The following is a 13,619-nucleotide window of genomic DNA, read 5'->3' as shown; positions in this document are numbered from 1 at the left end:
TCAGTACTTCGCTAATTTTCGAACCAGCATATTCTCTGCCGAACCCGGAAACCCGCACAAAAACGAAAGATTTATATCGTTTGCAGGCGTCCCCTCATGCCTTTTGCCAAAAGCAAGAAGACGACCTGCAGAAAGAGTAACGACCTCAAGCCGAAAGAATGTTGTGCTCACGCCATTGCGGCGCTGGACCAGCACCTCACCATCCCGATCCAGGGTCGGCTCACCCAGACCGACCTGTTTCAGGCTCTGGTCGGCATGGCCGCGATGCAACAATCGATTCACTCGATCACCGGGTTTTTGGAGCATGTACCCTGTGAGACGTCATTTCGCTATCATCTCAACAAACTGGCTATGGATGATCTGGAGCAGAAGAGCACTGCTATCCTCACCCACCTCGTGCACCACGTCCTGAAACCCGGGAACGCGTATCAGTTTGCGATTGACTACACCAACGATCCGTACTACGGGAAGACTTCCGACGAGAACGAATCATATATCCTCCGAAGCAAACGCAAGCAATCGACGAACGAATTCTACTCCTACATCACCCTCTACGTGACCACCAGAGACCGGCAGGTGACGTTGGCCGTGTATCCGGTGCGGCAGGGGATCGCAAAGGTTGGGTACATCGCCCGGTGCCTCGACCGGATTGCCGAACTCGGGCTCAAGGTCGAGGTCCTCTGCCTGGACCGGGAGTTCTATACCCGGAAGGTCTTCGGGTTTCTGACCCAGGTGCAGGTACCGTTCATCGTTCCCGTCAAGAAGCAGAGCAACCGCATGAAAGCACTGCTCCAGGGGACGCAGTCCCGGTATGCCGAGTACCGGATGAGAGGAAAACCATCACTTCCCCTGACGATTGCCATTGCCGTGAAGTATGCGAAGGGGAGACGAGGAAAATACGGCGCTGAGAATCTGGGCTACGTTGTCGGCGGTATTGCCTGGCATCCGCTCCGGGTGCACCGGATCTACCGATCACGGTTCTCGATCGAGGCATCCTACCGGATGCGCAACCAGGTGAAACCCAGGACGAGCACAAGAAACCCCGTGATTCGGTATCTCTATGCAATCATCTCGTTTCTGCTGAAAAACGTCTGGATCGCTCTCTTATGGATACATTTCTCGCCGGTGAAGCAGGGACCGCGAACGATTGAAATGCGCGCGTTTCGATTCGATGCTTTTCGACTCATAATCTGGGAAGCGATCCGGGCATCGATGGGGATGGTGAAAGGAATTACGGTGTTACGGCAACGGGTTTAGAGAAAGGATGGTAGAACAAGGTCAAACAGAAGGAGAGGTGAGGGAGATTTAGCGAAGTACTGTACATGGAACTTTCGCGCAGTGCCTAGCAGGTCATTCCTTCATACGACCAATAAAATCCTGCTGTATTGAACAAATCCAGTCTTTCGACCACAAAAATGAAGACGAATGCCCCTTCCGCCCTCTCATGACCAAGAAAGAACGCTGGGGCCGCCCGTACCCTGACACTTGTGATTGGAGTATATATAAGAACGCTTGGTGCGACGCGGGGTGTTCTACCTCCCACCTGACTTCATCGACCAGTAGATGAAATCCTTGCCCAGATAAACGCCGGAAAACGCGGTCGGCCGTATCAATACCTGATTCATTACCTGGATGGCCGGTATTCGCGTCTTCATGCAGATACCCTACTGTCAGATGGAGAGGTTTGCCCGGAAACTTGCGACATTTCCTCCCGCACTCTAAGCAGCCGACTATATCACTCTCTTTCCTCGGATCCAACGCCTGGATCTCCCGCTCAGAGTCGTTTCAGAGCTCTTTGCCGGGGACATCGCCGTTGACAGTACCGGGACCAAGATCACCAACCGAGCAATAATGAAAGAGTATCCTGCGAGGCGATTAAATTAGAAGATCATAAAGGAGACAGATCTTGAATATGTTCTTCCCCCTTTCCCAATAGTAGTACTATTTAGAATACGTATTCACCGGGAAGATACAGAAAAAGCTCCAACAAAGGGAAGATAAGTAGTAAAACAGAGCATCCTGCCAACGGTGCGCTCTACCCCGTATGCAGTCTCCCGCTCTTAATGGTAGACAGGGAAAATAGTTTTCTCCCCAGTAAAAGCCAAGGAAGAAGACCTGGAAAAACGTAGGGGGGAGAGAAAAAGGAGACTCCTCATCACGATATCCACTCCACTCTGCCTTTAAGAACCCCGTTTTGGCATCGAGGGCAGCGGGTTTTTGTTTCCTCATCAGGTCCCAGAATTAGATGAGGATTCCCACACTGGGGACATCGGACAGCGTCCTTCTTCTTGAACTCCTCTGTAGGTTCACATTGACCAGACCATACAGCATAGGTATCCAGAGTCGGCTCCTTGAATTCTACAAGAACTACATCAAATACCTCATCGCATGTTGGACAATAGACTTCTCCAGACAGCCCAAAAATTCCCGGCCCCTCTAGACAGAATAGAGGGACAGGATGTCCAGCGGGACGGCGGTTTCCCAATCTATCCCGATAAAACTCCCAGGGTCCCGATGTCACTATAGAATATCCGCATTTGGAGCAAATGTACCTAAATTCTGCACCCATAGTGCCCTCACACATACTAGTCGATCAGCGGTTTATTTAGTTTTCTATCGCCTTCGATAAGGCTTCGATAGTAAATAGGAACTAAGACTTCATCACATGGTTCAATTCCAGTATCTAAATCCTACAGGAAGGTACATCTGAGGCGATCATGCGACAAAGAATATACTCAGGTCTGTTCACAAAGCCAATCGCTCTATTCCTACAGTGGGATATGCAAAGGTTCCAATCCCCAACCAGAACCACCACCCCACCCCAAACTCCCACACCCGATTGACCCACCTGGCAAATCAAAAACCTCCCATGAACATCCAAAACCTCTTTCATGCTCACATGAGAACCCTGTACATAACCATGAACGACGAAACTGCACCCTACCCCGATCGCGAGATCATCGACAGGTGGGCAATCGCAGAGCTGGGCCCCGCCATCTCCGACCTCCTCTCCGCGAAGGGACTGATGCGCCCAGATGCGAAGAGGTGCATCGGCTTCTTCTACATCGACCACGAAGAGGGCATCACTTTCCGCATCCATTCCCTCTGCCGGACCGGGGCCGGAAAGCCGCCGGAGATCGTCATGGACTTCGAGAACCACGGCGAGGGGCTGATACTCCACGCCGATGAGGTGGGGACGTATACGCTCCTCTCGAACGATGAAGCGAACCGCCTCTCGCTGCTCGAAGAACAGCGGTGGCGGATCTACTATGAACCGGAACCGCTCCAGGCAGTAAGAAAGAGGGTCGACCTCGACAGGTTCAGGGCTCCGGGGTATTTCGACGACGTATCGGTGATCCTGTACTCAAAAGAAAGAGAACTGATCCCCAAAGGAGTCTGGGTCCGCCTGGAAAGCCAGTCGGACGACGGCGCGTCATTGCGGGGAACGCTCCTGAACGAACCCTACTCGGACTTCGGCGTGCACGAAGGGAGCTTGTTACGGTGAACTTCGTCGAGGATGAGGAAGAGCAGTTACTGGTCTCAGAGGCGGGATCGAGGTGAACGGGACTGCCTCCTCCGGATGACCGGGACGCGGGACACCATCCGGGAGAGTATACATTTTGCCGGGGTGTCTCTGCTGCAGGAGGCGAAGGAAAAGAAACGAGAAGGTATCTCTCGTACCGGTTTATCGAATCGCAATCCTATAGCCGATGTATCCTCCCACAAGCGCTCCCAACAGCCCGCTGAACAGGAATCTGGTAACTTCACCGGAGCCCAGGATGCCCATGTGTGGTAACTCCGAAAAGTGCTCCTATGAGCGTAAACGCTACCCGCTTGAGCATAGGTACGAGAGCCTTGCACTCAAGAGCAGAAAGGGCAATCGGAATGGTAATGCAGGTTGGTCAGAAGTTTAAGGGAGTATGAAACGAGATGTTGCCACCGCACCTACTTCCTCAGTTTTAAGCGATACTGTCTCTTTGAAGCAATCTCATCAAGAATCCGGTGAAGAGCCTTCGACCTTGCCCTGACGTCAAGCCCCCCGGATTCTTCTTTTGCCTGGGAGAGCGCTTCCTCGAGTTCTCCGGGTTCCAGAACGGTTGCAGCGATGCAGTAATAACTCTTCGAACGGCCTTCGTTGAAGTTGTTCAGCATCTCCCGGAGTAAGAACCCCCGCCGCTCCTGTATCTGCTGAAACTCGGATACACTGTACCGGGAGATAAACGAGATATCCTCCTCAAGCGTCTGGTAGCACTTAAAAGAATCGCGTTCTTTACCGGCTTCCCTGTGGTTCTTCCATCGTTCGCACGTCTCGCTCTCCTCGCACTCCCAGCAGAATTCGATCCCCTTTCTCTTGACAGCGCACGTGATGAACGGGCAGCCGACAGCCATTCTGGGTGAACTCTTGCATCCCGAACATCTGCTCTCTGCGCCGGTGTTGTACATGGGGCAGAGCCGACAGGAGAGTCCGCAGATACCGATATCGGGATATTCGATGTGCATGATCGTTGTTATCTGCGATATCTCGCCGGATATCTTTTATGGTAGCGGGAGTTCTGTAGGTCTCAATCGGGGCCGTGTTCAACAGCTCCGGAGGCGGATCGCCGGCCGTGAACCGGGCTCGAAGAGGGTTTCCGGAACCCCGGGGTTATCCCAAACCCGGATCTCTGCCTTCCGGCCGGGCGTCCCCGCGTGTATTCCCGGACCCCCTCACAACGCCTCGATCACGTTCCCGACCACAGACTCAAGATCCTTACCCGAGCACGCGACGGTGAGATCGGCATACCTCTCATACAGCGGGACCCGCTCGTCGTACATCCCGCGGAGGCTCTGGCCCGGGAGGAGGACTATCCCCCGGGTCGTGATGTTCTTGAGCCGCGCCGTCATCTCCTCGTACGCGATCTCGAGATACACGACCACTCCTTCGGACTTCAGGTGCGCCATCGCGGCCTCGCTGCAGACCACGCTCCCGCCCGTCGCGATCACGGCACGGTGGGGGTGGAGGGAGAGGATCATCTCCTCCTCGATCCGCTTGAACGCATCCGGCCCGTCCGCATCAAGGATCTCCTGCAGCATCCTCCCGGTCCGTTCCTGGATCAGGATATCCGTGTCGATGAACTGCATCCCGAGCGTCTTCGCAAGGACGACGCCCACGGTGCTCTTCCCCGCACCGGGCATGCCGATGAGGACGATGTTTTCGTGGTGGTGCATGGTGCTCCCGGAGCCCGACGGCGAGAAGGGCTCTTTGTTGATACTCTGGTGGGATTCCGGGGCGGATGAAGGTTTTGCCCAAAAATGTGCCCCCGCCCGGGTCATGTTCATACCGCTGGGCGGCCAGCAGGTTGATCAGACGCTCAGAATCTTCTGACGCCTCTCATACTCACAAAGACGAGGATAGCCCCGATGACGAGGGCGATCAGCCCGGATACCGCCCATACCGGGGACGGGCCGACGATCTCCTCACAGTTCGCGATACAGAGTATGGGGCGTATCCGGAGGATGCCCATGCCCTGCAGGAGCCAGAGCAGGCCGATTATCCCCACAAATGCTCCTATGAGTGCGCCGACGAGGTGTTTGGCTTTCATGCTCGATCGACCGGCACCTTCGGCGCCGGGTGAGATTATCCCTCCCCCTCGCACGGTCTCCGGGGTAATAGAGATCTGCGATTTTTACAACCCTCACATCGATACCGTATACTGAACAACCACAGACGCCACCGCACCCGGGCTACAGGTCGACAACGTCGTAGAAGTGTGGTTTCGGATTCCCGTCCATCAGGATATCACCTTTCGCGCGCAGAACCTCGTGCTCCTTGCTCGTATGCATCTTCATGAACGTGTCCTTACTCAGGTGCTCGACGATCGCCGCGTACGATCCCTTATCCGAGACCAGGAGCCTTCGTGAAATAAACCCGTCGTGTTTCATGAAACTCGCGTTGGACTCCTTGAACCATTCCTTAAACTCCTCGTCTTTTCCTTTCTTGATCGGCGGGAACTCCACGATATTGACGAACATGACAACCTCCCCGGGAGACTTCAACAAGTAAGTATTCCCAGGCGAGCCTGTGTATAACCAGGAGCATATAGAGGTTTCTTCGATCCTGAACGGTGTCGTGCCGATCAATCTATGGAGGGATCGGATACAGAGAACTTGATGGTTCTTACAACCCTCGCCCTTCTGCAATTTGATAGAAACCCCGCGCTGCCCACCGGATGGGAACCCATGCGAGACTCGGGCTCTTTGATGTGATAGCGTTCCAATTAACCGGACCCCTGCAGCAAGTCGGGTGACAGACCCCCGCGGGCCACGCCTACTGGAAGAATCAGGACTGGCTCGATAAGGGGAGGCGCCACCATGTGGATGTGCCGGTCAATCCGGTTTGCTATACGTTGGGCGTGGCGATGGAGTGGTATATGCGCCGGTGGTGCGGAAGGCGACACACAGGATGATAGATTCCGGCGCTCGACCGTGCTCCGCCGCCTCCTGCTCCGCTCCCTGCATACCGGATTGTCCCATTATACACTCTCTTGCGGGGCGTTTCCATCGATCTAACCATTGTACCCAACCCGCCCAGGCAGAGGGCAGAGGAGAGGCACCTTCGCCTCTCGCGTCACCAGTCGAGGATATCGGGCTCGCCCTCGATATAGTCCTGCAGGTTCTCGATGACGTCCTGCCGTGTCGTGGCGGCGGCGAGCATCCGCATGACGCCCATCTGCGGCGATGCGTAGATCCCTTTCCAGAAGTATTCGTCGTAATCGCTCCGGTTGGGATACGCGAGGATTGGCTCCTCCACCGAGAAGAGCGCACGCCTGCCGCCCGTATTCCCGCGTGCATCAAGAAAGATCCAGCGGCCGTCCAGATACACCGCGTTGTAGCAGTGGACGCAGTAGCCGAGCGAGTCGTCGTCCGCAAGGGTGATGTGCTGGTAGCAGAATCCGGCGGGGATCCCGATCCCGCGGAGCAGGGCCGCGAGCAGGTTTGCCTTGGAGTGGCAGATCCCCGTCTTCCTGGCGAGTACGTCGGAGGCTCTCGCCGTTATGACGTCCGAGCCGATATCGAAGCAGTGCGGGATCTCGTCGCGGACGAACTCGTATGCGATCCGAACCCTTTCAAGAGGGCTATCGGCTCCCGGGAACAGCTCTTCAGCCTTCGCCCGGATAATCGGGGACGAGTAATCGATGCAGGGATGCTCTGCAAGGAAGATGCTCAGGTCGGTCATATGAGGAGGGTGTTGCCGGATGGTTGTACTGCGTTGGCGCCGGGATTATTTAAGCACCCGGGCGGTGGCACCCTTCGGGGTGCGGAGTGAGGTGTGGCACGAACGGTATAAACCCTCAAAACCCCTCCCCCTTCCGCAGTTTGATAACAACCCCACCCCCGCGTTCCACAACAACAATCCTCCCCATGATCTCCTCCCGGAGCCCCTCCGGGAGCCTTTCCGCCTGCCACTCCCGCTCCGTAGCAACATTCACCACGGCATTCGCCGGGTCGGCCGCCGCGACGGCCTTCAAAGCATAGTAAGCCCCTCCGTAGGCGTGCTGGGGGACGTGAGCGGTCGCCACCGCCTGGCCCGCGGCTCGCGCAGCGAAGTGAGCCGCGCTCCCCTCTTTCGCATCGCGGGCCGCGGCATGAGCCCCAAGGGACGCCCCGCGGATCTCGGCCATCCGGAAGACGCCCGTCCTGACCCACGTCCTGCCTGTCTCGATGGCCCTCCGCGGCCGGTCGTCCTCCGGGTATGCCGCTTCAAAGAGCGGGAGCACCCGCTCGGCGCAGTCCGCGGCCCAGGCTGCCATCTTTATCTGGTCCTGTTTGCTGTATTTTTTCACGAACAGGTAGTATGAGCTTCCAGTATTTTGAGATGCCACAGGGAAGGCTACGTCAACATAGGTTGACTTACACCGACACCCCTCTTCTAAGTCAACGCAAGTTGACTTACACAGACCCGCCTCACCCATGAGCACCGCAACGGAGAACAGACCGGTCCTCCTACAGGACGACCATCCCCCGGCCGGCACCACGGCCGCAAACGGGCCTTGGAGAGGGGTTGTGAGACGGAATTACTTCAGTTTTCCTGAATCCCTTGAATATTTCCAGTTTTTCACTCTTCCTGTAATCGCGTCGAGAATTTCTCTTCGTACGCCGATTGTTATGGTTATTCGCCGTCACCTCTAATAACGAATAAAATAAGATTACGTTCTACCGAGAATGATTTTCCTTCGTCAAATCACTCAGGATGACATCGCTGTCATCAAAGGATGGCCTCCCTACCCTGCTGAATTCGGCGATCTCGATTACGCGCTCAGAGACGGGGGCTGGCTGGATGAATACTCGCAAAAACCCGACGCGGATATCCTTATCGCCGACGACGAAGGGACGATTGCCGGTCTTTCGATCATTGCACGCGAGCCCGGCGGCATTGCCGAGTTCCGGATCGCACTCCACCCGGAGAGATGCGGGCGAGGGTTCGGGAGAACCGTCGCATACCTCTCACTTGTGCACGGATTTTCCGATACTACAACCGGCACCGTCCGGCTTATTGTAAGGAAGAATAATCCGCGTGCAAAAAGACTGTATGAAGAGATGCACTTCCGAAATACCGGCGAGTGCATAGAGGAGATCCAGGGAAAACCTGTGGAGTTCTATCGGATGGAGATCAACAGGATTGCATTTTACGGGGCTGATGCATGATGAAGGAAGCATTACTGGTCATCGATGTCCAGAACGAATATTTCTCCGGCAATCTGCCGATAACATACCCGAAGACGAGCTTAATCAGCATCCTTCAGGCAATGGATGCCGCATGTGCTGCAGAGATCCCGGTCGTGGTGATCCGGCACACCAGCACTGTTCCGGATGCCCTGTCGTTCCGGTTTGGAACCCCGGCATGGGAGCTCCATCCCGAGGTGAAGAAGCGGCCGTATGATCTGCTCGTCGAGAAGGCCCTGCCCGGGAGCTTCACCGATACCGGCCTTGATGCCTGGCTTAGAGATCGTTCCGTCAATTCAGTGACCATTTCCGGCTACATGAGCCAGATGTGCTGTGATTCGACCGCCCGGGAGGCGTTCCATAACGGGTACGGCGTGAAGTTCCTCTCGGATGCCACCGGGACGATCTCCGTCACCAACAGGGCCGGGACGATCTCCGATGCCGACCTTCACCGGGCGGTGCTCGTGACCCAGCAGATGCGATTCTCGCGGGTGATGACGACCGCAGAATGGATCCGGTCGCTGGAAATTGCATATGGGTAGCGGTATTCTCCCGCTCATGGTCGTCTTCGGGCGTACTCAAGAGGCTCCGGAAGAGACCGGGTAACACCGTCCGCGACCGGGGATCGTGGGTGAACGATCTTGCGACGACGCTCCCCGGCAAACCTTGAATCACCGGCACATCCAATCCTTACCTACACAAGGACGGGAGAAGGGCATGAGCAAGACTATCATTACCGTTGTCGGGAAGGATACCGTGGGGATCATCGCGAGGGTCTGCACCTACCTTGCCGGGAACGAGGTCAACGTCGAGGACATCTCGCAGACGATCGTGCAGGACTACTTCAACATGATGATGATCGTCGACACCAGCGGATCGACAAAACCGTATGCAGAGATGGCGGCCGAACTCGACGAACTCGGCGGTGCGATCGGCGTCAGGATCCGGTGCCAGCGCGAGGACATCTTCACGAAGATGCACCGCATCTGAGGTGGCGTCATGATCAACATCCTCGAGGTGAACGAGACCAACAAGATGATCGAGCAGGAGAAGCTCGACGTCCGGACGATCACGCTCGGCATCAGCCTCCTCGACTGCTGCGACGCCGATCTCGATGCTCTGAACCGGAACATATACGAGAAGATCACGGGGCTCGCAAGAGACCTCGTCTCGACCGGGAGGGAGATCGAGCTCGATTACGGGATCCCCATCGTGAACAAGAGAATCGCGGTAACCCCCATCGCGCTCGTCGGCGGGCGGGCCTGCAGGTCGCCGGCGGATTTCGTAACGATCGCAGAGACGCTTGACCGGGCGGCACGGGATACCGGGGTCAACTTCCTCGGCGGGTACTCGGCGATCGTCTCGAAGGGGATGACCCCGAACGAGGAGGCGCTCATCCGCTCGATCCCCGCGGCCCTCGCCGCGACCGACCGGGTCTGCAGCTCGGTGAACGTCGGTTCTACAAAGACCGGGATCAACATGGACGCCGTCAAACTGATGGGGGAGATCGTGCGGGAGACAGCCGAGGCGACGAAGGAGAGGAACTCCATCGGCTGCGCGAAACTGGTCGTCTTCTGCAACGCCCCCGACGACAACCCGTTCATGGCCGGGGCGTTCCACGGCGTCTCCGAGGCCGATGCGGTCGTCAACGTCGGCGTAAGCGGCCCGGGCGTCATCAAGCACGCGCTCGAGGGCGTCCGGGGAGAAAACTTCGAGGTACTCTGTGAGACGGTCAAGCGGACGGCCTTCAAGGTCACCCGCGCCGGGCAGCTCGTCGCCCAGGAGGCCTCGGAGCGGCTCGGGATCCCCTTCGGGATCGTTGATCTCTCTCTCGCCCCCACCCCCTCCGTCGGGGACAGCGTCGCCGGGATCCTCGAGGAGATGGGGCTCGAGTCGGTCGGCGCCCCGGGGACGACGGCCGCTCTTGCGCTCTTGAACGACCAGGTGAAGAAGGGCGGGATCATGGCGAGTTCGTTTGTCGGCGGACTCTCGGGCGCGTTCATCCCGGTCAGCGAGGACCAGGGGATGATCGATGCGGTGAACCGCGGTGCCCTCACCATCGAGAAGCTCGAAGCGATGACCTGCGTATGCTCGGTCGGGCTCGATATGATCGCGATCCCGGGTGACACGCCCGCTTCGACGATAGCGGGCATCATCGCGGACGAGGCCGCTATCGGGATGATCAACAATAAGACGACCGCCGTCCGGCTGATCCCGGTGATCGGAAAGGACGTCGGCGATACCGTCGAGTTCGGCGGCCTCCTCGGGCATGCGCCGGTGCAGAGGGTGAACGGATTTTGCTGCGCCGACTTCATCAACCGCGGCGGACGGATCCCCGCACCGATTCACAGTTTCAAGAACTGAGCCGGCGGGGAGTTCGTCCTTTTTTTGATCCCGGCGGTCCGGCGTCCCCCTCAGGCCCCGGAGAGCGCCGCCGCAAGGTCCCGGCCGCACCGGAGACTCCGCGGAGAACCTCCGCGAGGAGGCGGGCAGTGTTCCCCTCGCGCTGCGGGGTCATGGAGGTGGCATACGCCTCTCCCCCACCGCGATCCGAAGGTTGATATGCATCCCGCCGTACCATGGCCCCATGACCCGGGAGTACCCGCGCCCCCGCCTCGTCGTCAGCCGTTGCATCGAGTTCGACCCGTGCCGCTACGACGGCTCGAAGATACCTTCCCCCACGGTGGCACGCCTGCGGGAGTATGCTGACTGCATCCCGGTCTGCCCGGAGGTCGAGATCGGACTCGGGATCCCTCGCTCAACCGTCAGGATCGTCCGGACAGGCGGTTCCGATCGCCTCATGCAGCCGGCCACCGGGCGGGACGTTACCGCCGAGATGTCCGCCTTTGCAGCCAGGTTTCTCGACGCACTCCACGCTGTCGACGGTTTTATCCTCAAAGGGGGCTCGCCCACCTCCGGAACCCGGAACGTGCGGGTTTACCCGTCGGTGGAGAAGTCCGCGGCGATAGCGAAGTCTGCGGGCTTCTTCGCCCGCGAGGTGCTGAAGCGGTACCCGGAACTCCCCGTAGAAGACGAACTGCGCCTGAACAATCAACGGATCCGCGATCACTTCCTCTCCGCGGTCTTTACCCTGACGGCGTTCCGGGGCGTCGAGGGAACCCTGGACCGGGAAGCCCTCGTGCAGTTCCACGCGGAAAACAAACTCCTCCTGCTTGCCTGCAGCCAGAAGATGCTACGCGAGATGGGACAGCTTGTCGCATCCCGGGCAGCGGTTGAGCCGGAAGCGCTGTATGAACAATACCGCCGGATGCTCTCTATCGCGCTCGTACGGGCTCCCCGGCATACCGGCAACGTCAACGTCCTCCAGCACGCCCTGGGGTACTTCAGCGACCGTATCTCAGACGAGGAGAAGGCATACGGCATCGAAATGATCGAGCGCTACAGGCACGGCCGCGCCACGCTGGCCGAACCCCGCAGCCTGCTCCGGTCGTGGGCTATCCGGTTCCGGGAGCCGTACCTGATGAATCAGTCGTTCTTCGCCCCGTACCCCATCGAACTCGTAGATCTGCCGGGAGACGCCACCGATCGCGGACGGGATCTCTGGGACGCCGGAGAAGACCCGCCACCGTAACTGCATCCCCGCTGCCTGCCGCCGGACCGCCCGTGACGAGAAACGGGCGACCGAGCAGGAACTCGCGATCCTGGATCCCTCGGCCGGCGAGACCGTGCTCGATCTGGGTGCCGGAATGGGGAGACTGGCCGTGCCGATTGCCCGGACCGCCGCCCACGTCACCGCCCTCGACTCCTCGGAGGGCATGCTAGCCGTCCTGCTGTGGGGGAGTTATACCCCCAGCATCAGGTGAAGCAGCGTGAACGCCAGAAACCCGATCAGCGCGCTGAGGGGTATCGTGAGGACCCACGCCGTGACGATCCGGCGCGCAACCCCCCACTTCACGGCTCTCGCCCCTTTGGTGGCGCCGACGCCCATGATCGAGGAGGAGATGATATGCGTCGTGCTCACGGGGATTCCTGCAATCGATGCCCCGATGATCGTCGCGGCACCCGCCGTCTCCGCCGAAAACCCATGCACCGGCCGGAGCCTCGTGATCCCATAACCCATCGTCTTCACGATCCGCCATCCCCCGAAGAGGGTGCCGAGGGCGATGGCCGCGTGGGCGGCGAGGATCACCCAGATCGGGACTGGCAGATGATTCGGATCGACGCCAGCTCCAAAGTAGCCGATGGAGAAGAGGAGCGGCGTGATGATCCCCATGGTCTTCTGCGCATCGTTGGTCCCGTGGCTGAAACTGTACGCCGCCGCCGATATGAGCTGGAGACGCCTGAAGCGCCGATCGGCCGCGGTTCGCGGGGTGTCCCCGGAGACCCGGATCGAGACGCTCATGAAGAGCAGGCCCATGAGGAACCCGATGATAGGCGATACGACCATAAAGACGACGATGGTCTGTATGGTCGAGAACTCAATCGCCGCAACACCGGCTGCGGCCAGGCCCCCGCCCATCAATCCCCCGATGAGCGCATGCGACGACGATGTCGGCAGACCGAAGTACCAGGTTATGATGTTCCAGGATATCGCTCCAATGAGACCGCAGAGCACAATAAAAGGGATGATCGAGGTCTCGACGTGATCGAGTTTGATGATCTTGCTGATGGTGCTTGCGACTGCGACACCGAACCCGAAGGCCGCGATGAAGTTGAAGAACGCGGCAAATATCACGGCGTTCTTCGGGGAAAGGACCTTCGTCGAGACAACGGTCGATATAGCGTTTGCTGAGTCGTGGAAACCATTGGTGAAATCAAAGATGAGCGCGATGATGATGATGCCCACGATGAAGAGCATGGTAACGTCGAGCATGGGAGTATCAGGTAGGTAATAATAGAGGCGCAGCAGGCATAGCCGTTTTCGATAGAGAATATGGATCACCATAGAGTTAGCC

Annotated in this window: 16 protein-coding genes and 1 pseudogene; 10 read left to right on the top strand and 7 right to left on the bottom strand. The window is 58.1% G+C overall.

Annotated features, from left to right (window positions below; all coding sequences use genetic code 11):
- Positions 1–96 precede the first annotated feature (96 nt).
- The 3 genes and pseudogenes from FKB36_RS13095 to FKB36_RS13085 all read left to right on the top strand — a co-directional run bounded on the left by FKB36_RS13095 (position 97) and on the right by FKB36_RS13085 (position 3,505).
- Positions 97–1,257: an ISH3 family transposase gene (locus FKB36_RS13095; RefSeq protein WP_014867130.1), complete on the top strand. Its 1,161-nt coding sequence runs from the start codon at positions 97–99 to the stop codon at positions 1,255–1,257.
- 255 nt (positions 1,258–1,512) lie between these two features.
- Positions 1,513–1,875: pseudogene (locus FKB36_RS13090) on the top strand (transposase); the annotation flags it as partial.
- Between the two features lie 1,045 nt (positions 1,876–2,920).
- Positions 2,921–3,505 (top strand): hypothetical protein, encoded by a 585-nt coding sequence (locus tag FKB36_RS13085; protein WP_261598539.1) that lies wholly within the window; start codon positions 2,921–2,923, stop codon positions 3,503–3,505.
- A 440-nt stretch (positions 3,506–3,945) separates the two neighbouring features.
- Here the strand turns inward: FKB36_RS13085 and FKB36_RS13080 are convergent, their stop codons facing one another.
- Together FKB36_RS13080 and FKB36_RS13075 are read right to left on the bottom strand one after the other, a co-directional pair.
- Complete coding sequence (locus FKB36_RS13080) at positions 3,946–4,500, bottom strand: DUF3795 domain-containing protein (RefSeq protein ID WP_261598538.1); 555 nt, start codon at positions 4,498–4,500, stop codon at positions 3,946–3,948.
- Positions 4,501–4,707: 207 nt separating this feature from the next.
- Complete coding sequence (locus FKB36_RS13075; protein WP_261598537.1) at positions 4,708–5,208, bottom strand: shikimate kinase; 501 nt, start codon at positions 5,206–5,208, stop codon at positions 4,708–4,710.
- Between FKB36_RS13075 and FKB36_RS13070 the strand changes: the two genes are divergently transcribed.
- The gene (locus FKB36_RS13070; protein ID WP_261598536.1) at positions 5,207–5,365 is read left to right on the top strand and encodes a hypothetical protein; all 159 of its coding nucleotides are present in this window, start codon (positions 5,207–5,209) and stop codon (positions 5,363–5,365) included. The two genes, FKB36_RS13075 and FKB36_RS13070, sit on opposite strands and share 2 nt — an antisense overlap.
- On the opposite strand, the gene FKB36_RS13065 is transcribed toward FKB36_RS13070, so the two are convergent.
- The 4 genes from FKB36_RS13065 to FKB36_RS13050 all read right to left on the bottom strand — a co-directional run bounded on the left by FKB36_RS13065 (position 5,352) and on the right by FKB36_RS13050 (position 7,823).
- Complete coding sequence (locus FKB36_RS13065) at positions 5,352–5,582, bottom strand: hypothetical protein (RefSeq protein ID WP_261598535.1); 231 nt, start codon at positions 5,580–5,582, stop codon at positions 5,352–5,354. The genes FKB36_RS13070 and FKB36_RS13065 overlap by 14 nt on opposite strands.
- Before the next feature lie 142 nt (positions 5,583–5,724).
- Positions 5,725–6,012: an antibiotic biosynthesis monooxygenase family protein gene (locus FKB36_RS13060; protein WP_261598534.1), complete on the bottom strand. Its 288-nt coding sequence runs from the start codon at positions 6,010–6,012 to the stop codon at positions 5,725–5,727.
- Between the two features lie 595 nt (positions 6,013–6,607).
- Complete coding sequence (locus tag FKB36_RS13055) at positions 6,608–7,216, bottom strand: transglutaminase-like domain-containing protein (RefSeq protein WP_261598533.1); 609 nt, start codon at positions 7,214–7,216, stop codon at positions 6,608–6,610.
- Positions 7,217–7,331: 115 nt separating this feature from the next.
- Positions 7,332–7,823, bottom strand: coding sequence for a putative immunity protein (locus tag FKB36_RS13050; RefSeq protein WP_390895723.1), 492 nt, complete (start codon positions 7,821–7,823; stop codon positions 7,332–7,334).
- 379 nt (positions 7,824–8,202) lie between these two features.
- Between FKB36_RS13050 and FKB36_RS13045 the strand changes: the two genes are divergently transcribed.
- From FKB36_RS13045 to FKB36_RS13455, 6 genes are all read left to right on the top strand, one after another.
- Positions 8,203–8,685, top strand: coding sequence for a GNAT family N-acetyltransferase (locus FKB36_RS13045; RefSeq protein ID WP_261598531.1), 483 nt, complete (start codon positions 8,203–8,205; stop codon positions 8,683–8,685).
- Positions 8,682–9,245 (top strand): cysteine hydrolase family protein, encoded by a 564-nt coding sequence (locus tag FKB36_RS13040; protein WP_261598530.1) that lies wholly within the window; start codon positions 8,682–8,684, stop codon positions 9,243–9,245. The genes FKB36_RS13045 and FKB36_RS13040 overlap by 4 nt, the downstream gene beginning before the upstream one ends.
- A 175-nt stretch (positions 9,246–9,420) precedes the next feature.
- Entirely contained in the window at positions 9,421–9,693 is a 273-nt protein-coding gene (locus FKB36_RS13035) for an ACT domain-containing protein (protein ID WP_261598529.1), read from the top strand.
- Between the two features lie 9 nt (positions 9,694–9,702).
- On the top strand, positions 9,703–11,067 hold the full coding sequence (locus FKB36_RS13030; RefSeq protein ID WP_261598528.1) for a PFL family protein: 1,365 nt from the start codon (positions 9,703–9,705) through the stop codon (positions 11,065–11,067).
- A gap of 223 nt (positions 11,068–11,290) precedes the next feature.
- The gene (locus FKB36_RS13025) at positions 11,291–12,295 is read left to right on the top strand and encodes a YbgA family protein (protein ID WP_261598527.1); all 1,005 of its coding nucleotides are present in this window, start codon (positions 11,291–11,293) and stop codon (positions 12,293–12,295) included.
- 94 nt (positions 12,296–12,389) lie between these two features.
- Complete coding sequence (locus tag FKB36_RS13455; protein WP_390895722.1) at positions 12,390–12,527, top strand: class I SAM-dependent methyltransferase; 138 nt, start codon at positions 12,390–12,392, stop codon at positions 12,525–12,527.
- Here FKB36_RS13455 and FKB36_RS13020 read toward each other — a convergent pair.
- Positions 12,506–13,537: an inorganic phosphate transporter gene (locus FKB36_RS13020; protein ID WP_261598526.1), complete on the bottom strand. Its 1,032-nt coding sequence runs from the start codon at positions 13,535–13,537 to the stop codon at positions 12,506–12,508. The genes FKB36_RS13455 and FKB36_RS13020 overlap by 22 nt on opposite strands.
- Between the last annotated feature and the right edge of the window lie 82 nt (positions 13,538–13,619).

The organism is Methanoculleus formosensis (assembly GCF_025384765.1).
Lineage (GTDB): Archaea > Halobacteriota > Methanomicrobia > Methanomicrobiales > Methanoculleaceae > Methanoculleus > Methanoculleus formosensis.
The sequence above is the reverse complement of the archived record's forward strand: the minus strand, read 5'-3'. Positions and strand labels throughout refer to the sequence as shown.